Origin of the sequence: Bacillus sp. FSL E2-0195 (genome assembly GCF_038003645.1) — a bacterium.
GTDB classification, from domain to species: domain Bacteria; phylum Bacillota; class Bacilli; order Bacillales; family Bacillaceae_G; genus Bacillus_A; species Bacillus_A mycoides.
Genome location: NZ_JBBOPN010000001.1, coordinates 367,408 through 389,986, shown reverse-complemented (window position 1 = coordinate 389,986; position 22,579 = coordinate 367,408). Strand labels below are relative to the sequence as shown.

The window sequence follows — 22,579 nt, the reverse complement described above, 5'->3', positions numbered from 1 at the left end:
CTTCTTCGCTCCAGCCAAATCTTGAGGTGGGAGTCTTACTGCCCGTTAATGCGGGATAAAAAAGAGCACAAACTCACTTGTGCTCTTTTTCATATACTTCAAACAACATATTTCGAAATAATGTATTCAAACTCTCAATATCAATCCCTAATCCCTTTTCAATCCCTTTCACGTATTGCTGATAATAATCAATTTGTTCTTCTAAAAATTGATTTAACGCCTGAACTTTCAATCCAACATCTAATTCCGTACCTGCTTTTTTCTTTACTAACAACTTCTCAATCTCATTCAATACACTACGTTCTATAGATAGTTCTATAAGTAATCGGTCAAATTCTACTGGAGGTAATGTCCCTTTCTCTTCTAGCCACTGACAAGCTAAAATAGGACGTAATACATAAAAGTACTTTTTCAACTTTACATTTTCACCTTGCAAAAATTCACGATAATTTTTTGAAGCCATATGTAAGTAATGATATATCGTTGCTTTTGGATCAAAATTCTTTTCACTCTTTTGCTGAAGCTGCTCTGGAAAGTTAGAGTTTTTCGAATAAAAAATTGGTGATCGAATCCACTCAAGTAAAGCTGGATTTGACTTCGCGAATAGTTGCAATGCCTTTTTAATATCCCAACCACTTATGTCTAAATCATCACTAATTGGATATTCGATTACATCACGCTTATCATGGATTGATAAATACCATTCTACAGGGTGTATATAAACAAACCTAACATCATAATCACTATCTTTCGATGGAAACCCCCACGCCCGACTCCCTGATTCCACAGCGAATAAAATTTTCACACCATTCTCTTTTTCAATTCGCTCTAGTTCTAATTCAATTTTCTCTCTCATTTCATACCATCTCCATTTTTTGATTATTTCCCTGGGAATTCGACAAATATACGACTAATTTTACTATATACCAAAACAGCTGTCAGACAATTTCTGACAGCTCAATAAAGCACTTATTTTTTCTTTTCAATTACAGTAGCAGTAATTCGTTCAAACTCTTTTTGAATTTCCTCTTTATATGCATCCACTTTTGAAAAATCCATAGCAGCAATATAAATTCGTTCTAATTTATCACGAACTGATTTTGCTTTTGCTAAGAAAGACATCGCCTCATTCATTTTTGCTTTATATTGAATGGAAACGTCACGAATTTCTGTAGCATACTTCTCATCCGTCCCTGGTTTAACAATAAGAGCATACATATCTATAATCTCATCACCTTCGCGACTTGGAAAATATTCATGTGGTGCGGTACTATCAAAAATTGCAAATCCTAATTCTCTTACGATAACCATATCAAGACTATTCGGGTCAAATCCGCAATGATATACTTCAACGTCAAAACCTTTTTCTTCTGCTGCCTTCGATAACTTTTTAAGCATTGTTGATTTTCCAGAACCCGGGCGTCCTTTTATAAAATAACGATGTGGTAATCCTTCTGTTAAATTAGGAACAAAATCAACTGCTCCTTTCGGTGTAGCAGCTCCTAAAAAACGATGTTTCACAATCGATTGTTCTCCCTTTTTATCTGCAAATAATTTCTGAATTAGCTGTTCTGTTAGTTCATTTGCTTTATTAAAATCAATGTTATTAATATATATTTTCTCCCACTCATCATGTATAACTAACGCCTCTTTAAAACATCCGTAAGCAGATTTGAAAGCCTTGCCCGCTTCTAATACAAACCTTTCAATTTCTAACTTCTGCTTTCTTAATTTATCTGAGTCCCAAGCAACTCCTAAATTTATATACTCTTCAATAACTCCTGGCATTTTCGGCTCAATAACATGCGGTGATGTTCCATCAACAATTCCTACTTTTAATTTCGGAATAATCACCCCATCAACTGACTTATTATCAGAAGAACAATGCAAAAGTTCAATATCATATCCTTTTTCAACCCATTCACGACCTATTGCCTTAATTAAAGAAGATTTTCCCGTTCCTGGGCCTCCCTTTAAAATAAACAACCTGTCTAGCCCCTTCAAATTCTCTTCGTATAAGCTATGAAATCCTCTAGCTGTATTTCCACCGGCATAATAATTTAATACATTCCCTGTCACTGCACTCACTCCTTCGCAACAGTCTACTTACATAAGCTACAATATGCGAGCAACTTTATTTGGGTGAACACCTAATTTGTATTGCGCGAAAAAAGGAAATGAATTACAATTTAAATATCACGAATATTCCGAATTTAAAATCGAATAAACCTTTATCAAGAGAGGCAGAGGGACCGGTCCTTTGAAGCCCAGCAACCTCAGTTTATGCAAACTGAATAGGTGCTAATTCCTGCAAAATGCATTGCATTTTGGAAGATAAAACTCAACTAGTATGTAAAGCTCATCTTTCTTGATTATGAAGGATGGGCTTTTTATTATTTGAAAAAAATATATTGGAGGTATGTAAAATGAAAGTAATTGATCTATCACAAACGTTTGAAAATAATATGTCTCAATTTCCTGGAACACCAAAAATCCAACTAGAAGCCATTACAAGCGTTGAAGAAACAGGTTATCAAGTTACGAATTTTCATTCTGTCGTTCATGTTGGTACGCATTGTGATGCGCCTGCTCATTTCATTTCAGGCGCAACCACTATTGATCAATTACCCCTAAATCAATTTGTAGGCGAAGCTGTTCTTATCGATGTGACTCATGTTCAAGAGCGAAAATTACCTAAGGAAGTATTACATACTGTCGACATAAAAGAAGGCGATATTGTCATTTTCCATTCCAATCTATCTAATAAATGGAATACCGAAGCTTATGAGAAAGAAGCGTTTTATCTTTCCGAAGAATTAGCTGAAGAACTAGTTCAATTAAAAGTAAAATCTGTCGGTTTAGATTTTATTTCTCCTGATGAGGTAACGACAGAAACATCACCGATTCATCACATACTGCTAGGAAATAATATTTACTTAATTGAAAACTTAACAAACTTAGATGCCATTAAAGCGAAACGATTCTTTTTCTCAGCAGCACCTTTAAAAATTAAAAATAGTGACGGTGCTTTCGCAAGGGCATTCGCTGTTATTTTTTAAACATGGTCTACAAAAAAAGCAAAGATCACTTTTGACCTTTGCTTTTATATTTTTTATTTAAGTTAAAAAAGAATTGCTCCACCCTTGGTCGTATCCAAGCTAAATAATCTTTATCTTTCTTCTTTGTACAAGCTATCTCTTCTCCATCTACCATTTCGACAAGTTCTAGCTCTAACAGTTGCCTCGTAAATGCTACCATATTTACTTCTTCTGCTGGATATTCTTCTTTTAATTTCTCCTCAATTTCTCCCAATAAAAAACCGTCACGCATCATTGCTAGTGCATCAATCCAAAGTGGCGGCATTTCATATGTCTCTCCTGTAATCGTATCTTTTACAATATAGTTCTTTTGCTCTTTTCGAAATTGAATCGTGTGTAAACATACAGTCGAATTTAATGTTAATTCCATCATACCACCCCTTTCATCATATCTGCATAGAAAAAAGGATGCGCGTGCACCCCTTCTTTTCTTTTCATAACACTACTGAACCGTTACATGAGCTAAAAGCTCTATGTCGATATTTTCCTCCATTATAAACGAAGTTTTTTATAAAAAAAACCCTTCTTGAAACATTTTATAAAATGTTTATATTTACACAACAAGAACACTTTTCTGAAAAGTAATTTCGTCTAATGCACTACACTGTTGGTAAATAAATTTCCACTTTCGTTCCTATCCCCATACTACTTTCAATCGCGATACTCCCTTGATGTTCTTCAATAATTTTATATGTAATCATTAATCCAAGACCTGTACCATTCTCTTTTGTTGTATAAAAAGCTTTTCCGATCTTTTCTATTTTCTCATTTTCTATCCCAAGACCTTGATCTTCAACAGAAATACACAAGTTCTCTCCAGCTTTTTCATATGCCAGAATCCGAATATTCCCGCCTCCTGGCATCGATTCAATTCCATTTTTGATGATGTTTAACAACACTTGTTTTAATTGCTTATCATCACCATTTATAACGGGTAAATTTCCATCTACTTGCAAATTAAATTTCACTTTATATTGAGTCGCATAGCTTTCCATTAACTGTACAACATATAAAAGGATTTCCCCTATATTACACCATTCATAATTTGTTGGTTTCGGTTTTCCTAATAACATCAATTCACTAACAAACCCATTAATTCTCTCAATTTCTTGCAGCATAATCTCATAGCTCATCGTATCTTCAGGATTTCTTTCTTTTTGAATTTGTGTAAATCCTTTTAAAGCTGTTAATGGATTTCGAATTTCATGAGCGATTGTTGTAGACATAGTCCCAATAACCGCTAAATTTTCTGTCTCTTTCATACTGTTCATCATCTCAACAACTGTCCTTACATAAGATTGAAATCTCTTTAATAAAGAATGCGAAATGATGAAAAAGAATATACATAATACAAGCGGAATCACAACTTTTACATCTTGTAATATCAAAGTAAAAAATACATATTTTCCAATTACACTACAGGAAACGAAATAAAAATATTTTCTGTTCACGAAAATCGGTGCAAATAGAATTAAAAATATTTCAACCATATTTCCATTTTCAAAAACACGATCACTGTGTAAATAAATCATTAAGTTATTAATAAGATCAATAAGCATGTACCCAATTAAAAATAAGTATTTCACAAAATGTACATAACCTTGTTTTTGAAGATATATTGAAATAGGAAATAAAGATATTACTAATATATATACACCTATTCCCATACCACCTTCTGGCCACCCTACCCTTGCTTCATTAATATTCATAGCGGGATAAACAAAACAATAGATAACGTCATATAAAAAGAATATAATATAGAATAATAATATAAATACTTTTAAAGCTTCTCTTTCTTCATAAATCAAGCTCTTGTATTTGTTCATATAAAAACTCCCCTTGATCGATACAAAAAAACATTTCCACTGTTATCTACTTAAATTATAAGTATGAAATTGCTTTCAGGGCAATATGTAACCTTATAATACTAAAAGGAAGGAGATCTCTCCTTCCTTTTAGTCACAACTTATATCCATCTTACCCTATCATTTAGCAATCCATCTGTAAAATTATTATGTCCTACTACAAAATCCTTCATATATAAATTTAAATATTCCCCATACTTACTTTCAGTATTTAATAATAATTCTTCTACATAATAAGCGCCTTGTCCAAAAGTATCTAACAGTAAACTACATAAGCCAGCATAAATTCCACACCCTACTTGGAAGTACGTCGCATTTGTTTTATATTTTTGAAAAACTTGGCTACTATTCATTACATTATACATGTATGTCTCATTATGTTCATAAACGAGTAACACACCGACTAAATCTTCTCCTATAATATCATCTTCTGCTGGATTAAATACTTTACGATTCCAATTCCATAAATCTTCCACTTTATCTAAGTTCTGTCTAATTAAGTTTGTTGTATACTCATTGATCCGATAAAGAAAACCCACTTCCATATTAAAGGATTTCCCTAAAATTAAAACTTCTTCATGTGGCATTAAGCAACCATAAAATTCTTTTTCACCTAACTTTACTTTATACTCTGAAGCATATACATCCTCATAAAAGTAAAGTGGACGATGATGACTCATATACATAGGATAACTCCATATCGCTTCATCAAGAAAACGCTCGACTGCCCATGATGCATAAAGTGTATGAGGTTTTATAAGCTCTTTATCATTCAAAAATGAATTATCATGTTCTACAATATAGCATGCTCGCGGCTTTTCATTTGGACGTTCTTTCATAAGCTCAACAACCATCCATTGAACAACACCAGGATTCATACCTGAGCCTATAATCGCTCTTGTATTTGTAAATGTTTCTTTCTCCTTCTCAAACCTCGTATACCTTTCCGTAAGCTGAAAACCAAGTAAACTATCGTCTTGATCTACTGCCTCATTTTCCAAAGCCGAATTAATATAACAAATGCCAAGGTCATTACAACAACTCAGTACCCTAATTGTATCTGCACCTGAAACATCAATAACAACCTTCGTTCTTTTTTCCTTTAAATGATGTTTAAATTTGACTACATCTTGAAGGTTTATTTCATATAAAAAAAATTGCTCTTTCAAATTTGGAAACAACTCATCATAATAACTTTTATCTTTTTGTTTTATATCCACTAAATGGAAGTTCACATTCTTTATCACTTCATAAATTGGATCTTTTTCATTTACTACCGCTTGATTCAAAATTGCTAACACTGCTTTTGCTGCTCCACCAGCACTGCCAAGTAATGTAATCGAAAACGAATCTGGAAACTGCTCCACAAACAAAACCCCTTTAATAAAGTAGTTGAGCAGCACTTCCTCAAAAGTGAGTTGAATACACAAAAAGGTAGCTCGTACACCTTTAGTACAAGATTGCCCCTTCAAAGATCACACTAACATACCTATATGATATTCAATTCATTTCCCCCTCATATCCAAATCGAATTAAACAAATAGGCTCGACCTTTTCTTCCCTATATATAAAAGAAAAAGCCAGCCCTTTCAACTAGTCTACGGACAATGGACAGATTTTACATGTTGAATATTCACATACATTTTTGCATCACGTGCTTTTAATATTTCAATATGCCCTTCATCAATTTTCGCCATCTTTCCGATTTTGTTAGATTCTTCACCTAAATCAAACACCATAATTTTCCCAGACATTTTAATAAGCTGTTCTTCGAACGTTCTCGCTAAAGTAATATTTAATGGATTTACGGGGAGTTCATTTTTATTGAGGGAATAAGGGACTTGGTTCTCTTTATAAGGAATTAGCCATTTCAAATGCTTTAAAGATATATATACCGTTTTATAAACTGGACTATAAAAAACAATATAATCGTTCATTACACTTGTAACATAACCGTGTATCGGAACATTTCCTGCCACATAAATTTCTGTAAAAATCCCTTTAGATGTGATTAATACTTTTCTCAAAGAAATTGAAGGTGATTCCCTCTTAATTACAGAGTCCACACCAGGCTTTAATATTTCTTCATCATGCTCTCTTAAAAATTTATAATATTGGATATGGTATAAAGATATATATACATAGTCTTGTCCATTGTAAAGAACAACAATATCATTCCCTACATCAATTAATATACCTCTAAACTTTCTTTCACCGATTAATTTAACGTATATATTTTCCCCAATGTTCTTGTTTAACTCATTCATCTATATCCTCCTTTCTATGAAATTGCGCTTTTCTGTCTTCCATTTCAAAAAAATAATCAGGGGCAATGTTCCGTCTTTTAATAGTAAGAATTCTTTTTCATATACCGCGAAATTATTGCAGCAAAATATGAAATCGTTCTTCACTTTCAATCATAATGCCCCTTTTATTTATTAAACATTATTCTTCTTCATTCTTTTTGTTTTTAACTATTTGACTCACACTCTTAATATGAGAATTAATTATATAAATGACCTCATCACCGTTTACTAGTGTAATACTTCCATCATGTATATCACTTAATAAACCTTCCACACACTCTGGTCCACCACGATTAATCTTTATCCATTTATACTTCAAGTCATTTAATACATCTAAAAAAGTATCTTCATCAGCATAGAAATATGAACCATATTCTCCCGGTGCTTCTTTCACTTTCCTAACTAGACTCTTCACATGTTTCAACTGGTAATATACTAATTCTCCAAGAGGCAATTGTAGTGTAAGGTAATCTTTTCCTAATGATACGAGTACACCTACTCTACTTTCTGGTCCGCGAAGATTTACTTTTACATTTTCACCGACTAAACCTTTAATTTGATCACAGCATAATACACTCTCCAATTTTGTACCCTCCTTTCTTATTATCTTCCTCTACTTGATTGTCTTTGTGCACGAGCGCGACTTGAATTATTACTGTTTTCATTACTTTTCTCATCGCTACTCTCATCACTATTCTCTCCACTTACTGGTGCATTATAATTAACACTCTTAATATGAGATAGTGCAATTAATACCACTTCTTCTTTTATAATTAACGTTACATAATCGCAAGAAACGTCTTGTAAAATACCTTCAACTTTCTCTGGACCACCACGATTAATTTTCACCCAGCGGTATTTGAAGCCTTGAAGTAGTGTTTCAAAGTCTTCTGCACTGTCTTCTTCCGACCATACAGAATCACCTATCCCACCATCTTTCGTATTTTTTGTAATGCTTTTCAGATGGCGAAGCTGGTAGTAATGGTACTCTCCTTTTTCATTCTGTAATACGACGTAGTCCGTACATACTGACACTATTATTCCTTTTTGAGATTCCGGTCCACCTCTGTTTACTCTTACATAAGATCCAATTAATTCTTTCAAAAAATCCCAATGAAATAAACTCACGAGAAAACCCCTTCCATTAATTTATAAGCTTTTGCACTGATAGTATATGTATCTGTACAGGTTATGTTCGCTATGTTTGTCCCCGCTATGAAAAAATATGCTTTTAACTAATAGTACTAATCCCTATAAAATCTTCTTTCCCTTAAAGTAACTCTAGGATTTCGGATGACTTTTTCATCCCTTAATATAAAAATCCCCCGTATTAAGATACATTTCTGCATATCTTAATACGGGGGATTTTTATAAATTTAATCTTCGTCTTTAACATCCATATCTTCTGGAATTGGTTCATTTAATATTTCTTCCACTAACTGCTTATATTTCTCCATTTGTTCTAAATGTGTATTAAACTGTTCCTTATTTATTAAATATTGCTCTCCATCAAACAATGCACGAACTTTCTTTTGCTGAATTAAGTCTTCAACATACGATTTTGGTAATTTCAAATACTCCGCAGCCTCTTCTATTGTTATATACAATGTGTTCATTCCTTTATTATTTTTTCATATACATAATGTATCTTACTTTATTTTTGTAAACAAATAAAAAAGATTTTGTAAATACAAATTAAAAAGCAGGTAGATGCATTCCATATATTGTATAATAGTATAGTAAGTATTTTTTTAAATATAGAATGGTATTACCCATTTACACAAAGGAGAGTTAACATATGGCTACTCGTCACATCATTACAATGTTAGAAAAAACATTACGAGTTGAAACAGAAAACACAATTTCTCATCTATCTAAGTCTTTATCCGATCGTATTCTTTCACAAAGTGCAGCAGTACATGAAAATAATTGTTATCATACGATTGGTGAATGGTACAAAAATCATTTCTTATTCCAACAAGATGATTTCCTTTGGGCTAAATACGTTTTCTATGATGCATATTGTGAAGCTATAAAAAAACAAGGCAATCTTACAAAACGCGTTCGTCAAATATTAGAATTATTAGCTCGACAACATGGAAAACAATATATTGTTTCTATACAAAATATCCCATTTCCTAATGCACAGGAAAAAGGGACAGCATAATTTAATAATGGTCCGCACAAACCAACTATAGATTCATTGTTTCCTGGAAATATTTACAAATAAAATGTTCAAGTCTTTGTGTTCCCTTTTTATAGAAATACATTCATATGACATGAACTAATGAAAACGGTGTCATGAAAATGATTGAAAATATAGTAAACAGGAAAAACCCCATTTGTATCTCTCGTCCATAGAAATAGAGATGTAAATGGGGGTATACTTGTTCCTTTATTATTTCATCATCTGCTTAATCAATTCTCGATTTCTCTTCTTAAATACTTCATTATGGGAAGAAACCATTCCGTACTCACTTGCATCAGGTTGAATAAATTGTTTCGCTTTATTCACAGCATTTCCAGCATCTTGGAATGCCCCTGCAATTAAATGTAATTTTCCGTCATGCTTTAAAATATCTCCAGCGGCATATAATCCGTCTACCGAGGACTCACTATTTGCATTCCCTGCAATATAATAATTATCAATAATAGCAACATCTAGCTCACTATTTTCTAATAATGTTATATCGCGTTCATATCCATGATTAATAATAACTTCATCGATAGATAAATGAGAAACTTCTCCAGTTTCATGATTTGTTAATTCTACATATTCAATCGCTTCATGGTTATCACCAGCAATTAATTTTGTAATCGATGTATTAAAGAAACATTCTGCTGAACTGTTCATAAGTTGTTTTACTTGTGCTTCATGACCAGATAATTCTTCTTTTCTATATGTTAAATAAACTTTTTTCGCGATTGGTTCTAATTCGTTCGCCCAATCAATTGCGGAGTTCCCTCCGCCTGAAATAATTACCGTTTTATCTTTGAAACGTTTTAACGATTTAACTGTATAATTTAAATTTGAGACTTCGAATCTCTCAGCACCTTCAATTGATAACTTTTGTGGATTCAATATACCACTCCCAGTTGCGACGATCACTGTTTTTGAAAAATGTTCTTCCCCAGAGCTTGTTTTCAACGTAAAAATGCCATCCTGATTACGAATAATTGATTCTATTTTTGTATTCAATACAACTTCAGGCTGAAATGTTAATCCTTGTTGTACAAGTTGCTCAATTAATTTCTCACCAGTGACCGGTAATAATCCGCCAATATCCCAAATCATTTTCTCCGGATAAACATGTATTTTTCCACCTAACTGTGGTTGAAATTCTATTATTTTCGTTTTCATCTCTCTTAGTCCACTATAAAAAGCTGAATAAAGCCCTGCAGGTCCTCCGCCTATCACAGTTACATCAAACAATTCTTCTTGATTCATTCGTGTCACTCCTCAGCTACTAATAATTGATTATCATTCTCAATAAAATATAACTTGTTTTTATAAATTTTACAATCAAAATCACTATTGACAATACACCTATATAAAATTATAGTATTTAAAGAATCAATAGTGATAATCATTATCAATTTGTTAATTATTAGCAACTGTGAGATTACATCTTCTTCTATTACTATGGTGAATACTACATGGTAAAATCTCAAGTTCAAGATTGTTAATAAGACTTTTGTATTACCACTAACTTTTCAAAAAATCAAAGCTAAACAATTTATTGTATATCACATATCATCTATCAAAAGGAGAAAGACGATGAAAAAATTATTTATTTCACTAACAGTTCTGTTCGTCCTTGTTATGAGTGCTTGTAGCAACGGTTCAACAGACAAGAAGAACGACGCAAAAGGTAAGAAATCAGAAACAATTACATACCAATCTGAAAATGGTAAAGTAGAAGTTCCAGCAAATCCACAACGTGTTGTTGTCCTATCATCATTCGCTGGTAACGTAATGTCATTAGGGGTAAATCTTGTTGGGGTAGATTCATGGTCTAAACAAAACCCACGTTTCGATAGCAAACTGAAAAATGTCGCTGAAGTATCAGATGAAAATGTTGAAAAGATTGCAGAATTAAATCCAGATTTAATCATTGGTTTATCAAATATTAAAAATGTTGATAAGCTAAAGAAAATCGCTCCTACTGTAACATACACTTACGGAAAAGTTGATTACTTAACACAACACTTAGAAATCGGTAAATTATTAAATAAAGAAAAAGAAGCAAAAACTTGGGTTGATGATTTCAAGAAACGCGCACAAACAGCTGGAAAAGACATTAAAGCGAAGATTGGTGAAGATGCAACAGTTTCTGTTGTTGAAAACTTCAACAAACAGCTTTACGTATACGGCGAAAACTGGGGCCGCGGAACAGAAATTCTTTACCAAGAAATGAAATTAAAAATGCCTGAAAAAGTAAAAGAAAAAGCTTTAAAGGAAGGATACTACGCATTATCTACTGAGGTATTACCTGAGTTTGCTGGTGATTACTTAATCGTAAGTAAAAACAAAGATACTGATAACTCATTCCAAGAGACAGAATCATATAAAAACATTCCAGCAGTAAAAAATAATCGTGTATATGAAGCAAACATGATGGAATTCTATTTCAATGATCCACTTACATTAGATTTCCAACTAGACTTCTTCAAGAAGAGCTTTCTTGGTCAATAATACAAACATGAGGAATTCTTAATTTAAGAATTCCTCTTCCTTTATTCTATGAAAAGAAAAGATGTGAAACGAATGAAAAAAGAGCAAGACAACCTACGTTCCAACGCTTTTACATACAAATTAATTTTGAGTATCATTGCATTCTTTCTTATTTTTATGTTTGCAATGGTGTTAGGCGCTGCAGATACTTCTATAAAAGACGTATGGTTAGCACTTACTTCCTCTGCTAAAGGAGATAAGCTATCCATCCTTCGTGAAATACGTTTACCACGTGAAGTTGCTGCTATTTTTGTAGGGGCTGGACTCGCTGTTTCTGGTGCAATTATGCAAGGATTAACGCGAAACCCACTTGCCGATCCTGGATTACTTGGCCTAACTGGTGGCGCAAATGCTGCACTTGCACTAACACTTGCCTTCAATCCTTCTATAAGCTACCTTTACTTAACACTAGCTTGCTTTATCGGTGCTGCAATTGGCGCTATTATGGTATTTGGAATTGGCATGGTGAAAAAGGGCGGACTTTCCCCTCTTCGAATTGTATTAGCTGGTGCTGCTGTTTCAGCATTTCTACTTGCAATCTCAGAAGGTGTTGGCATTTACTTTAAAATTTCACAAGATGTATCAATGTGGACGGCTGGGGGCGTAATTGGAACGAGTTGGAGCCAATTAAAAATTATTATTCCGGTTATTTCAATAAGTATATTTATCGCTATCTTACTTGCAAAGAAATTAACAGTTCTTAGTTTCAGTGAAGAAGTTGCTGTTGGACTCGGTCAAAAGATTATCGTCATTAAAACAATTTTATTTATCATTATTATCTTGCTTGCAGGTGCTTCTGTAGCGCTTGTCGGAAACATGGCATTTATCGGCTTAATGATACCTCATATGGTTCGTCCAATCGTTGGACCAGATTACCGTTTTGTTATACCGATGTCAGCGATCGCTGGTGCTTCCTTTATGCTGCTCGCAGATACAATCGGACGTACAATTAACGCTCCGTATGAAACACCAGTTGCTGCAATCGTCGCAATTGTAGGATTACCATTCTTCCTATTTATTGTACGTAAAGGAGGAAGAACTTTCTCATGATGCAATCTATTCTAAAGAAACAACGCCTTATCATACTTGCATTACTCATACTTACCATCACAACAATTGTAATTGGAATGGGACTCGGTTCTGCCGCTCTCTCCTATGACAGATTAATCCCAACACTTATGGGACAAGGTTCATTTAAAGAAGAATTCGTTTTATATTCTTTAAGGCTACCTAGAATCGTCATTACATTATTAGCCGGTATGGCACTCGCTTTATCAGGTGCTATATTACAAGGTATTACCCGAAACGATTTAGCTGAACCTGGTATTCTCGGCATTAACGCTGGTGCTGGTGTTGCAGTTTCTGTTTTCTTTCTATACTTCCCGATAGACGTAGGTTCATTTCTTTACCTACTACCAGTCGTTGGATTTATCGGTGCGTTTCTAACAGCTGTTCTAATTTACGTATTTTCATATAGCAAATCCACAGGCCTTCAGCCAATAAGATTAACATTAACCGGCATCGGTTTTTCCTTTGCACTATCTGGCGCGATGATTGTACTTATTTCATCTGCAGATCGTATGAAAGTAGACTTTATCGCTAAATGGATTGCCGGAAACATTTGGGGAGATGACTGGACATTTGTTTTAGCAATGCTTCCTTGGCTAATCGTATTAATCCCATTTGTTTTCTATAAGGCAAATAGATTAAATATACTAGCATTAAACGAGCCAGTAGCAATCGGTGTTGGAATTGAAATTGAAAAAGAACGAAGATACTTATTAATCGCAGCCGTTGCACTTGCTGCCGCTGCTGTTTCCGTAACAGGAGGCATTAGCTTTATCGGACTTATGGCTCCTCACATCGCCAAATCTTTAGTAGGTCCAAGGCATCAAATATTCATCCCTATCGCCGTTTTAATCGGCGGATGGTTATTACTACTAGCGGATACAATTGGACGAAATATCGTCGAACCTAGCGGTATTCCAGCTGGTATTGTCGTTGCTTTAATTGGTGCACCTTACTTTATGTATTTGTTATTGAAGAAGGCATAGAGAAACACCCTCAAGATTTTTTTCTTGAGGGTGTTTTCATTTCATTTTACTGCTGCCCATACCCTTCAAACTTCTTCGCCAAATTCTCCATCTCGTCTTCTGGCAGTAATTTCGGTTCTCCGACACTTTTCGTTTGATAATAAATTTGAGCACAAAACTCTATTTCTTCTGCAATAGTAAACGCCATTTTTATATTATTCGCTCCGGCCATTAAACCATGGTTCGCAAGTAAAACTGCACGGCGATCAATCATGCCCTCGAAAGCAGCCTCTGCTAATTGCTCCGTACCAAATGTTTCATATGGTGCACAGCGTACATTCGGGCCTGCGAAAGCAATTAAATATGATACAGCAGGAAGTTCCCATCCTAATGATGCGATTGTCTTCGCATAAGGAGAATGTGTATGTACAAGCGCATTTATATCTTCACGATTTCTATAATAGATAAGGTGCATATCTAATTCGCTTGATGGTTTTCTCTCTCCTTCTATCACTTCACCATCTAAATTCAATATAACTACATCTTCAGGCGTCGTTTCATAATAATCTAGACCACTTGGGCTAATTGCAACAAGACCTTGTTCACGATTGAAAATACTAATATTACCGCCAGTCCCCTTTGTTAAACCACTAGAAATCATTTTCTTTCCGTACGCTACAACTTCTTCTCTTTCTTTTTGCAGTAACATATACATCCCCCTAGTAAGAAACTTATGATGACTATTTTTCTAAAAACTATCTACTTATTGAAATAACTTTTTTAAATTCTCCATAAACGGTGCTCTCACAATTCCTTTTTCCGTAATAATCGCTGTTACATTTTCATATGGCGTGACATCAAATGCCGGATTGTATACTTTACTTTCTTGAGGAGCAGAGTATTGTCCGAAACGATTGATCACTTCAGAAGCATCCCTTTCTTCAATTGGAATTTCTTTTCCTGTCAGTGTTTTCAAATCAATTGTCGGCGTTGGTGCTGCTACATAAAACGGAATGTTATAATATTTAGCCAAAATCGAAACACCTAATGTTCCAATTTTATTTGCTACATCCCCGTTTGCTGCTACACGATCACATCCAACGATTACTGCATCGATTTTCCCTTGTGACATGACCATTGCCGCCATATTATCTGTAATGACCGTTACATCAATTCCCGCTCGCTGCAGCTCTAATGCCGTTAACGTTGAACCTTGTAATCTAGGGCGTGTTTCATCGGAATAAATTTTTAAGTCCCATCCTTTTTCTTTCGCTAAGTACATTGGAGCTGTCGCAGTTCCATACTTAGTCGTTGCTAATGCACCTGCATTACAATGCGTTAATACCCCCATGCCATCATGGAATAATGTTAATGCATGTTCTCCAATTTGACGGTTAATTTCTTCATCTTCTCTATGAATCTCTTTTGCTTCTTCTAATAATCTATCTTTCAACTGCGCAATTGATAAGTGAGCATTCTCTTTCGCGACACTTTCCATTCTTTCAAGCGCCCAAAATAAATTTACTGCCGTCGGTCTTGATGTCGCTAAGTATGCACATACCTTTTTTACTTCCGCTATGAATTCTTCCGCCGAACTTTCCGCAACTTCCTTTACTCCTAAATACACACCGTAGGCTGCTGAAACACCTATTGCCGGCGCTCCTCGTACTTTCATTACTTGAATCGCATCCCACACACCCTCAGCCGTTTTAAAAGATTCATAGACTACTTCGTTCGGTAATACCGTTTGATCCAATAACACTAAAGCATCATCTTTCCACTGAATTGGTATTAATTGCTCTGCCATCATCTTCTCCCCTTATTTCGCACTATGCATTGACTGTTTTTTTAACGTTTCTACAAAGCTGCTACCTGTTTTATATTGATTCGCTTGTAAAATAAACTTCTTCGCTGTCTGAAGACAAATTCGCTCCGCTCTAGCACGCGCCTCTTCATTCTCAATACAAGTCATATCCTTTACCTTCGCTAGACCAACAATACGACGAATTAACTCAAGACCCGTCACTGCAGCTGTATCCTCTAATACAGATTGTAAATAAACTCGGTTAAAGCCTTCTTCCTTCGCCATAATCTCTGTCACATGAATATCCCAAGCATCTAAAAACTTCTTCTTAAATAAATCAATTACATCTATCATGGTAGATTCTATCCAGTTCATATATGTATCTTTCTCAATACCAGATTGCATCACTGCATCTGCATTCACCCATGCAAACATTAAATTCGCCATTATATTCCCAACGTCATATCCCATAGGTCCATAAAAAGCAAATTCAGGATCAATAACCTTTGTAGAATCACCTTTTACAAAAACAGAACCAGTATGTAAATCACCGTGAAGTAGCGCTTGTGCATTCGTCATAAACGAAAACTTAAGTTTTGCTACTTCCATACGAAGCTCTTTATCACTATAAATATGCTCCCTAATCCATCCTTCATTTAATTGAAACAATTCGTTGCGTTTATTATGGTTTGTGAATGGCTCTGAATATACGAGGTCCTCTGTAATCTCACATAACTCAGGATTTATATAATTCTTCACGAGTTCCTTCTTCTCTTTATGATTCATTACAACATCTGATGTTAATAGAAGGGTATTTACCATAAAAGTAGTTAAATCATCAGCAAGCCTCGGAAACATTTGATGATTTATGAGTGCTGTACGCAATATTGTGTGATCTGATAAATCTTCCATCACGCAACAATTCATCACACTATCAAACAAATATACATTTGGCACGAGTCCAGATGCTAACTCTCCTTCTAATCGCAAAACATCTGATTCTATACGGATTCGATTCGTCGACAACTTAAACTCATCTGAAATACGCGCTGTATCCCCAGCTTGCTTTACAATGACAGAAATGTTCTTCTGTTCATCCCAAACGTGGAACACATAATTTAAATTACCATCACCTATTTCTTTACACTTTAGCCCCTTTGCATGCTCGAACTTAGGTAATTTCTCTTGCACATATGCAATCACATCTTTAGCTTCCATTAAAAAATACTTCGTGAACTTAGACATGGTTTCCCCTCCACACTAAATGTAAACGTTTTCTAAAAGCCGTAAAAAATAATAGACTGAAACTTTTTCAATCTATACTATATCTTCTCTATTGCAATACATATCTCGCTTTTATTATATCTTGTTAGAAATGAGCGTCAATATTTCTATTTCTCATTGCAATATACTTCTTATTATATATATTTATGATGACAATAATTGTTCACAAAGATTCCGATACATTTTGTTTTATTTATTGCACAATTCTTTGTAAAATAGAAGTAAGCAGTTCCTTTTCAAATCCACAACTTCTAAGAAATATTTCCTTCCTAAGAATTTATACTTACACCATGTCTCTAACATACACACTACTCTTTCAAACACTCATTGAAAATTTATGACTTGAAAATTACCTTTTAATTCCCTAGCAGCCTTAATTGAGAATAAATATTAATTAAATTGGTATAAAGTTGGTTTATTCTCTTGACAAAATAACCACTTCTATATGATAATTAATATCGAATTAGAATTATTATAGTTAATTAAAAAATATATTTTATGAGCAAACTAATTTCCGATGCTCAAAACCAACCTTTAGGAGGAATTTTAATATGTTATTAATCGGCACAGAAGTAAAACCGTTTAAAGCTAATGCTTACCATAATGGAGAATTTATCCAAGTTACTGACGAAAGTTTAAAAGGAAAATGGAGCGTAGTTTGTTTCTATCCAGCAGACTTCACATTCGTTTGTCCAACTGAACTTGAAGACTTACAAAACCAATACGCAACTCTAAAAGACTTAGGCGTTGAAGTATACTCTGTATCTACAGACACTCACTTCACTCACAAAGCATGGCATGATAGCTCAGAAACTATCGGCAAAATCGAATACATTATGATTGGTGACCCAACTCGCACAATCACTACAAACTTCAACGTTTTAATGGAAGAAGAAGGTCTTGCTGCTCGTGGTACATTCATCATCGATCCAGACGGCGTTATCCAATCTATGGAAATCAATGCTGACGGTATCGGCCGTGACGCAAGCATCCTTGTTAACAAAATTAAAGCAGCTCAATACGTACGTAACAACCCAGGTGAAGTTTGCCCAGCTAAATGGCAAGAGGGTTCTGCAACACTTAAACCAAGCCTTGACCTTGTAGGCAAAATCTAAGGAGTTCGATCAAAATGATACTAGATGCAGATATAAAAACACAACTATCCCAATACCTTCAGTTAATGGAGAACGATATTTTACTTAAAGTAAGCGCAGGAGACGATAACGTATCTAAAGATATGTTATCTCTAGTAGATGAATTAGCTACTATGTCATCTAAGATTACAGTAGAAAAAGTTGAACTAGAGAGAACACCAAGCTTTAGCGTAAATCGCCCTGGTGAAGACACTGGTGTCGTATTCGCTGGTATTCCATTAGGACACGAATTTACTTCATTAGTGTTAGCTTTACTACAAGTTAGTGGACGTGCTCCAAAAGTTGAACAAAAATTAATCGATCAAATCAAAAACATTCAAGGCGAATATCATTTTGAATCTTATATCAGCCTAAGTTGTCATAACTGTCCTGATGTTGTACAAGCTCTTAACGTGATGAGCGTTCTAAACTCTGGTATTACACATACTATGATTGATGGCGCTGCATTTAAAGAGGAAGTAGAAAGTAAAGACATCATGGCAGTACCAACTGTTTACCTAAATGGCGAATCTTTCGGAAGCGGTCGTATGACACTTGAAGAAATTTTAGCTAAAATGGGTAACGGTCCAGATGCATCAGAGCTTTCTGATAAAGATCCATACGATGTTCTTGTTGTTGGTGGCGGCCCAGCTGGTGCAAGTGCAGCAATTTATGCAGCACGTAAAGGCATCCGCACTGGTATCGTTGCTGAGCGCTTCGGTGGTCAAGTAATGGATACTATGGGTATTGAGAACTTCATCAGCGTAAAACGCACTGAAGGTCCTAAGCTAGTAGCAAGCCTTGAAGAGCACGTAAAAGAATACGACATCGATGTAATGAATCTACAACGTGCGAAACGTTTAGAGAAAAAAGAACTTATTGAAGTGGAACTTGAAAACGGCGCTATTCTGAAAAGTAAGAGCGTAATCGTTTCAACAGGTGCTCGCTGGCGTAATGTTGGCGTACCGGGTGAAGCTGAGTTCAAAAACAAAGGTGTAGCATACTGCCCACACTGTGACGGTCCATTATTCATCGGAAAAGATGTAGCGGTTATCGGCGGTGGTAACTCTGGTATTGAAGCAGCTATCGACTTAGCAGGTATTGTTAAGCACGTAACTGTTCTTGAATTCATGCCAGAATTAAAAGCTGATGCTGTATTACAAGAACGTCTTAACAGCTTACCAAACGTAACTGTTCTGAAAAACGTTCAAACGAAAGAAATCACTGGTACTGATAAAGTAAACGGTATTTCTTACATCGATCGTGAAACTGAAGAAGTACACCATGTTGAATTACAAGGTGTATTCGTTCAAATCGGTCTTGTGCCAAACACAGACTGGTTAGGCGAAACAGTTGAACGCGTTCGCGGTGAAATCGTAACAGACAAGCACGGCGCTACAAACGTACCAGGAGTGTTTGGTGCAGGTGACTGTACAAATAATCCGTACAAACAAATCATCATCTCTATGGGTTCAGGTGCGAATGCAGCTTTAGGTGCATTTGATTACTTAATCCGTAACTAATTATATAAACGTGAGTAAAAGACGCGCTACCTATTGGTAGCGCGTCTTTTTTATTACATTGTATGTAAATGGTCGTCAAATGCCTTCCAACATATTAAATCATACGGTGGTTCTATATCTAATACTACATTTATATCTTCTGCTGCTACTTGTATTCTTTTGGCCGGGGTATCTCTTTTTCCTGAAGAATAAATAGCAAGCTTAATTATTTCCTGCTTTCCATCTTCATAAATCCTTTTCTTTAAGTCTAATTGGTCAATTTGTTCTTTTGAAGGAATCTCTTTCCCTTCCCAATCACACATTTCAAATAGAGGATATCGATCCCCGTACCATTCCTCAATAATCTCAATGACTTTAAGAATAATATAATTCCCCGATACTAATTCGTAACTAACAGCATCGCCTGCTTTTAAAGAAGTATTCGCTATAAATCTCTTCGGTACTTTTTTAGCTTGTGGCTGCGGAGAATGTAACTGTTCTCTAAGTTTATTTAACACTACTTCACGTTTTCTCTGTAATTTAGGTTCATCCTCCCAGCGGGATAAATCTGCACCACTCTCTATTATTTGCAATGCCTCAAGTTTAACATTCTCTTGAAGTCTTCCTAACTTCCATTGTATGCAAGCAAATGCTAGCCAAAAAACAATAATCTCTTCATCATCTAGTTCAGTCTGGTATTCCTCAATTACAATCCTACTTGCTTCTTCATTTGAATATTCATTTCCTAACAAATCCTTATAAATTAACTGAATATCTTTAGCAATATCATCTGACAATATCGCTACTCCCCAAGCCCCCATACATTAACGCTCCAATCTATACACTAAAAATCTCTCATTCCCATTCTTCTCATAAGCACCCGGCAATCTAACCTCTCGCTTCAATTCAAACGCAGTCTGGTTCTCTAAGAAGAAAATATAATCTTCAGAAGGATAGTATAAAATAATATCCACTTCCCTCTCTATTTCCTCTACCGAAAGCAAAATGTTATTTACTACATTCATAAACACTTGGACAGAAAATGGATTGAAGAAATAAAACCGGTTATCACGTGGATCAATCTCATATTCCTGTGCTAAACAACATTCAAACCGAATTTTATCTTTACTGTTTCTCACTTTTCGCGCATAACGATCACGATTATCCATTGCTTCTTTATAAAACTCTTCATTCATTTCAATCCCAACGGCCGAAGCACCACACTTATGGTGCATGTAAAAATTCAATCTCCCTTTTCCGCACCCAAAGTCTACAATTCGATCGCTACTTGTTATTTCATATTGATTCAATAACTCATCTAATCCGCTATATGGCGTCGGTTCATAACGGTGATAATGCATAGACTTATTAAATCCTTTTTGCTCGCCGACAGTTTTTATATTTAATACAGCATCGTAATATTGTTCGTTCATTCGTTTGCTCCTATTAAGAAATATTACTATTATTATACACCACGTACTGAATGCTCATTTTTATCAAATTAATTGGTACGTGAAATTATATTATCGCGAAATCGAATATATCGACTTAACAACAAATTCCTACAAAAAAAACAGGAGCTTTCTAGCCCCTGTCTTCTAATACTTTCAATACAGTTTGTTTCAATATTTCTACTCCATCCATTATACAGCTATGATCAAACTTCATATACGGATGGTGTAATCCAGGTTGTAAGTTCGCCCCTAGTCCAAGCATGACAGCTTTTAAATGGGGTCTTTTCACTGTATAGTAATGGAAATCATCGCTTCCTGTCGTATACAGTGGTCCAGTACATCCCTCTTCCCCGTACACTTCAAGAATGCCTTTCCGCATGAAACGCTCAGCTTCTTCTGACACTTCAGCTCCTGGTGCGAGATCAATCCACTCATAAGAAAGTTTAGATCCCATTGATTCAGCTGACTGAATTACTTGCTCTATTTTTCGCTTCAATTCATCTAGTAATATGTTATTTTCTGCTCTTACATCTAAACTAAAGTGCCCGTTACCTGGAATAATATTTAGATTATCACCACCAGCTTGGCATCTCGTCATCTTAACAGAATAAGACGTCTGCGGCGGTAACCATATATTTTTCAATCCAATATTGATCATCGAAATGACATCAATTGCATTTATACCTTGATGTGGGCGTGCCCCGTGTGCATCATCTCCATGAATCATCCCTTCTAAAAATGCTGCAGCTCCGTGACGAATAGATGGGGCTGCTTGTTTCAAAGGCAGTTCTTCAATCGGCCTTAAATGAACACCAAATAAGAAATCAGCATCATCCACGGCGCCCTTCTCTACCATCTTTAAGGAACCATTTCCTTTTTCCTCTGCCGGCTGAAAAATAAATCTAACAGTACCACTATCCCATCTCATATTTTTCAATTGTAAAATAAGGCCCATCACAATTGTCATATGAGCATCGTGGCCGCACGAGTGATTCGCTTTAAATTCTCCGTCTACTTCTTGCCATAGTGCATCCATATCAGCTCGAATCGCGATAACTGGATTCCCTCTTCCGATTTCAGCAATCACGCCAGGGCAATCATCAAATATTTTATATGAAATTCCTTCTTCTTTTAGAAAGTTAGTAATATAAGCTGTCGTTTCATATTCCTTCCAGCTTACTTCAGGGTTTTCATGTAAATGCTGAAAAATTTCAGTTAAACGCTCTTGTAGTTCTAATGTTTTCAAAGCTTCATTCTCCTTCCCCTAATTACAAACCATTCAGATTAATTATACTTATGAAAAACAGATGTTTTTATGAACATATTGAATTTTAAGAAAAAAGTCAATTGTTTATTTTTCAATAC

23 protein-coding genes and 1 riboswitch are annotated in these 22,579 nt (G+C 35.1%); of the genes, 7 read left to right on the top strand and 16 right to left on the bottom strand.

The genetic code is table 11. The features are described from left to right. Window positions 1-73 precede the first annotated feature (73 nt). Window positions 74-856 (bottom strand): nucleotidyltransferase domain-containing protein, encoded by a 783-nt coding sequence (locus tag MHH59_RS02065; RefSeq protein ID WP_016121400.1) that lies wholly within the window; start codon window positions 854-856, stop codon window positions 74-76. A gap of 113 nt (window positions 857-969) precedes the next feature. Then, window positions 970-2,079, bottom strand: coding sequence for a PRK06851 family protein (locus tag MHH59_RS02060; RefSeq protein WP_215550766.1), 1,110 nt, complete (start codon window positions 2,077-2,079; stop codon window positions 970-972). A 149-nt stretch (window positions 2,080-2,228) separates the two neighbouring features. Next, a riboswitch (SAM riboswitch) is annotated at window positions 2,229-2,341 on the top strand. An 85-nt stretch (window positions 2,342-2,426) separates the two neighbouring features. Between MHH59_RS02060 and MHH59_RS02055 the strand changes: the two genes are divergently transcribed. After that, on the top strand, window positions 2,427-3,059 hold the full coding sequence (locus MHH59_RS02055; protein WP_002091277.1) for a cyclase family protein: 633 nt from the start codon (window positions 2,427-2,429) through the stop codon (window positions 3,057-3,059). Between the two features lie 25 nt (window positions 3,060-3,084). Here MHH59_RS02055 and MHH59_RS02050 read toward each other — a convergent pair whose 3' ends face one another. The 7 genes from MHH59_RS02050 to MHH59_RS02020 all read right to left on the bottom strand — a co-directional run bounded on the left by MHH59_RS02050 (window position 3,085) and on the right by MHH59_RS02020 (window position 8,885). Further along, entirely contained in the window at window positions 3,085-3,468 is a 384-nt protein-coding gene (locus MHH59_RS02050) for a hypothetical protein (RefSeq protein ID WP_033708170.1), read from the bottom strand. A gap of 229 nt (window positions 3,469-3,697) precedes the next feature. Beyond that, on the bottom strand, window positions 3,698-4,924 hold the full coding sequence (locus tag MHH59_RS02045) for an ATP-binding protein (protein ID WP_016121398.1): 1,227 nt from the start codon (window positions 4,922-4,924) through the stop codon (window positions 3,698-3,700). Window positions 4,925-5,064: 140 nt separating this feature from the next. Next, window positions 5,065-6,330, bottom strand: coding sequence for a hypothetical protein (locus MHH59_RS02040; protein ID WP_002016709.1), 1,266 nt, complete (start codon window positions 6,328-6,330; stop codon window positions 5,065-5,067). Between the two features lie 231 nt (window positions 6,331-6,561). After that, complete coding sequence (locus MHH59_RS02035) at window positions 6,562-7,230, bottom strand: hypothetical protein (protein WP_002029528.1); 669 nt, start codon at window positions 7,228-7,230, stop codon at window positions 6,562-6,564. A 178-nt stretch (window positions 7,231-7,408) separates the two neighbouring features. Next, window positions 7,409-7,852 carry a hypothetical protein gene (locus MHH59_RS02030; RefSeq protein WP_002029527.1) on the bottom strand — a complete coding sequence of 148 codons (444 nt, stop codon included), beginning with the start codon at window positions 7,850-7,852 and terminating at the stop codon, window positions 7,409-7,411. 20 nt (window positions 7,853-7,872) lie between these two features. Next, entirely contained in the window at window positions 7,873-8,397 is a 525-nt protein-coding gene (locus MHH59_RS02025; protein ID WP_002029525.1) for a hypothetical protein, read from the bottom strand. A gap of 248 nt (window positions 8,398-8,645) precedes the next feature. Further along, window positions 8,646-8,885, bottom strand: a complete 240-nt coding sequence (locus tag MHH59_RS02020) for a helix-turn-helix domain-containing protein (protein ID WP_002010190.1) — start codon at window positions 8,883-8,885, stop codon at window positions 8,646-8,648. 182 nt (window positions 8,886-9,067) lie between these two features. On the opposite strand from MHH59_RS02020, the gene MHH59_RS02015 reads away from it, so the two are divergent. Beyond that, window positions 9,068-9,436: a hypothetical protein gene (locus MHH59_RS02015; RefSeq protein ID WP_098632960.1), complete on the top strand. Its 369-nt coding sequence runs from the start codon at window positions 9,068-9,070 to the stop codon at window positions 9,434-9,436. A 231-nt stretch (window positions 9,437-9,667) separates the two neighbouring features. Here the strand turns inward: MHH59_RS02015 and MHH59_RS02010 are convergent, their stop codons facing one another. Next, window positions 9,668-10,717, bottom strand: a complete 1,050-nt coding sequence (locus MHH59_RS02010) for an NAD(P)/FAD-dependent oxidoreductase (protein WP_144513488.1) — start codon at window positions 10,715-10,717, stop codon at window positions 9,668-9,670. A 330-nt stretch (window positions 10,718-11,047) separates the two neighbouring features. On the opposite strand from MHH59_RS02010, the gene MHH59_RS02005 reads away from it, so the two are divergent. Genes MHH59_RS02005 through MHH59_RS01995 form a run of 3 tightly spaced genes read left to right on the top strand, consistent with a single transcriptional unit; the run spans window position 11,048 to window position 14,058 of the window. Continuing rightward, a complete protein-coding gene (locus tag MHH59_RS02005; RefSeq protein WP_000732562.1) occupies window positions 11,048-11,965 on the top strand; it encodes an iron-hydroxamate ABC transporter substrate-binding protein in 918 nt (305 codons plus the stop codon). A gap of 48 nt (window positions 11,966-12,013) precedes the next feature. Beyond that, complete coding sequence (locus MHH59_RS02000) at window positions 12,014-13,054, top strand: FecCD family ABC transporter permease (protein ID WP_002124938.1); 1,041 nt, start codon at window positions 12,014-12,016, stop codon at window positions 13,052-13,054. After that, window positions 13,051-14,058 (top strand): FecCD family ABC transporter permease, encoded by a 1,008-nt coding sequence (locus MHH59_RS01995; RefSeq protein WP_016121392.1) that lies wholly within the window; start codon window positions 13,051-13,053, stop codon window positions 14,056-14,058. Before MHH59_RS02000 ends, MHH59_RS01995 begins: the two co-directional genes overlap by 4 nt. Window positions 14,059-14,104: 46 nt before the next feature. Here MHH59_RS01995 and MHH59_RS01990 read toward each other — a convergent pair whose 3' ends face one another. Genes MHH59_RS01990 through mtnK form a run of 3 tightly spaced genes read right to left on the bottom strand, consistent with a single transcriptional unit; the run spans window position 14,105 to window position 17,086 of the window. Beyond that, entirely contained in the window at window positions 14,105-14,746 is a 642-nt protein-coding gene (locus MHH59_RS01990) for an L-fuculose-phosphate aldolase (RefSeq protein WP_002029515.1), read from the bottom strand. A 54-nt stretch (window positions 14,747-14,800) separates the two neighbouring features. Then, window positions 14,801-15,844, bottom strand: coding sequence for an S-methyl-5-thioribose-1-phosphate isomerase (gene mtnA / locus MHH59_RS01985; protein ID WP_002124936.1), 1,044 nt, complete (start codon window positions 15,842-15,844; stop codon window positions 14,801-14,803). Between the two features lie 12 nt (window positions 15,845-15,856). Further along, a complete protein-coding gene (gene mtnK, locus MHH59_RS01980) occupies window positions 15,857-17,086 on the bottom strand; it encodes an S-methyl-5-thioribose kinase (protein WP_340850780.1) in 1,230 nt (409 codons plus the stop codon). A gap of 590 nt (window positions 17,087-17,676) precedes the next feature. On the opposite strand from mtnK, the gene ahpC reads away from it, so the two are divergent. Both ahpC and ahpF read left to right on the top strand, forming a co-directional pair. After that, window positions 17,677-18,240, top strand: a complete 564-nt coding sequence (gene ahpC / locus MHH59_RS01975) for an alkyl hydroperoxide reductase subunit C (RefSeq protein ID WP_000924420.1) — start codon at window positions 17,677-17,679, stop codon at window positions 18,238-18,240. A gap of 14 nt (window positions 18,241-18,254) precedes the next feature. Continuing rightward, window positions 18,255-19,781 carry an alkyl hydroperoxide reductase subunit F gene (gene ahpF / locus MHH59_RS01970; RefSeq protein ID WP_002124933.1) on the top strand — a complete coding sequence of 509 codons (1,527 nt, stop codon included), beginning with the start codon at window positions 18,255-18,257 and terminating at the stop codon, window positions 19,779-19,781. Between the two features lie 53 nt (window positions 19,782-19,834). On the opposite strand, the gene MHH59_RS01965 is transcribed toward ahpF, so the two are convergent. The 3 genes from MHH59_RS01965 to MHH59_RS01955 all read right to left on the bottom strand — a co-directional run bounded on the left by MHH59_RS01965 (window position 19,835) and on the right by MHH59_RS01955 (window position 22,460). Then, on the bottom strand, window positions 19,835-20,581 hold the full coding sequence (locus MHH59_RS01965; protein WP_340850779.1) for a hypothetical protein: 747 nt from the start codon (window positions 20,579-20,581) through the stop codon (window positions 19,835-19,837). A gap of 3 nt (window positions 20,582-20,584) precedes the next feature. Further along, complete coding sequence (locus tag MHH59_RS01960; protein WP_002124931.1) at window positions 20,585-21,193, bottom strand: SAM-dependent methyltransferase; 609 nt, start codon at window positions 21,191-21,193, stop codon at window positions 20,585-20,587. Window positions 21,194-21,344: 151 nt separating this feature from the next. Continuing rightward, window positions 21,345-22,460, bottom strand: a complete 1,116-nt coding sequence (locus MHH59_RS01955) for a M20 peptidase aminoacylase family protein (protein WP_002124929.1) — start codon at window positions 22,458-22,460, stop codon at window positions 21,345-21,347. Window positions 22,461-22,579 lie beyond the last annotated feature (119 nt).

Bases quoted from the DNA above. Each gene is read 5' to 3' on its own strand.
- MHH59_RS02065 (WP_016121400.1), bottom strand. From the start codon at position 856: ATGAGAGAGAAAATTGAATTAGAACTAGAGCGAATTGAAAAAGAGAAT.
- MHH59_RS02055 (WP_002091277.1), top strand. From the start codon at position 2,427: ATGAAAGTAATTGATCTATCACAAACGTTTGAAAATAATATGTCTCAA.
- MHH59_RS02050 (WP_033708170.1), bottom strand. From the start codon at position 3,468: ATGGAATTAACATTAAATTCGACTGTATGTTTACACACGATTCAATTT.
- MHH59_RS02045 (WP_016121398.1), bottom strand. From the start codon at position 4,924: ATGAACAAATACAAGAGCTTGATTTATGAAGAAAGAGAAGCTTTAAAA.
- MHH59_RS02035 (WP_002029528.1), bottom strand. From the start codon at position 7,230: ATGAATGAGTTAAACAAGAACATTGGGGAAAATATATACGTTAAATTA.
- MHH59_RS02020 (WP_002010190.1), bottom strand. From the start codon at position 8,885: ATGAACACATTGTATATAACAATAGAAGAGGCTGCGGAGTATTTGAAA.
- MHH59_RS02015 (WP_098632960.1), top strand. From the start codon at position 9,068: ATGGCTACTCGTCACATCATTACAATGTTAGAAAAAACATTACGAGTT.
- MHH59_RS02010 (WP_144513488.1), bottom strand. From the start codon at position 10,717: ATGAATCAAGAAGAATTGTTTGATGTAACTGTGATAGGCGGAGGACCT.
- MHH59_RS02005 (WP_000732562.1), top strand. From the start codon at position 11,048: ATGAAAAAATTATTTATTTCACTAACAGTTCTGTTCGTCCTTGTTATG.
- MHH59_RS02000 (WP_002124938.1), top strand. From the start codon at position 12,014: ATGAAAAGAAAAGATGTGAAACGAATGAAAAAAGAGCAAGACAACCTA.
- MHH59_RS01995 (WP_016121392.1), top strand. From the start codon at position 13,051: ATGATGCAATCTATTCTAAAGAAACAACGCCTTATCATACTTGCATTA.
- MHH59_RS01990 (WP_002029515.1), bottom strand. From the start codon at position 14,746: ATGTTACTGCAAAAAGAAAGAGAAGAAGTTGTAGCGTACGGAAAGAAA.
- mtnA (WP_002124936.1), bottom strand. From the start codon at position 15,844: ATGGCAGAGCAATTAATACCAATTCAGTGGAAAGATGATGCTTTAGTG.
- mtnK (WP_340850780.1), bottom strand. From the start codon at position 17,086: ATGTCTAAGTTCACGAAGTATTTTTTAATGGAAGCTAAAGATGTGATT.
- ahpC (WP_000924420.1), top strand. From the start codon at position 17,677: ATGTTATTAATCGGCACAGAAGTAAAACCGTTTAAAGCTAATGCTTAC.
- ahpF (WP_002124933.1), top strand. From the start codon at position 18,255: ATGATACTAGATGCAGATATAAAAACACAACTATCCCAATACCTTCAG.
- MHH59_RS01965 (WP_340850779.1), bottom strand. From the start codon at position 20,581: ATGGGGGCTTGGGGAGTAGCGATATTGTCAGATGATATTGCTAAAGAT.
- MHH59_RS01960 (WP_002124931.1), bottom strand. From the start codon at position 21,193: ATGAACGAACAATATTACGATGCTGTATTAAATATAAAAACTGTCGGC.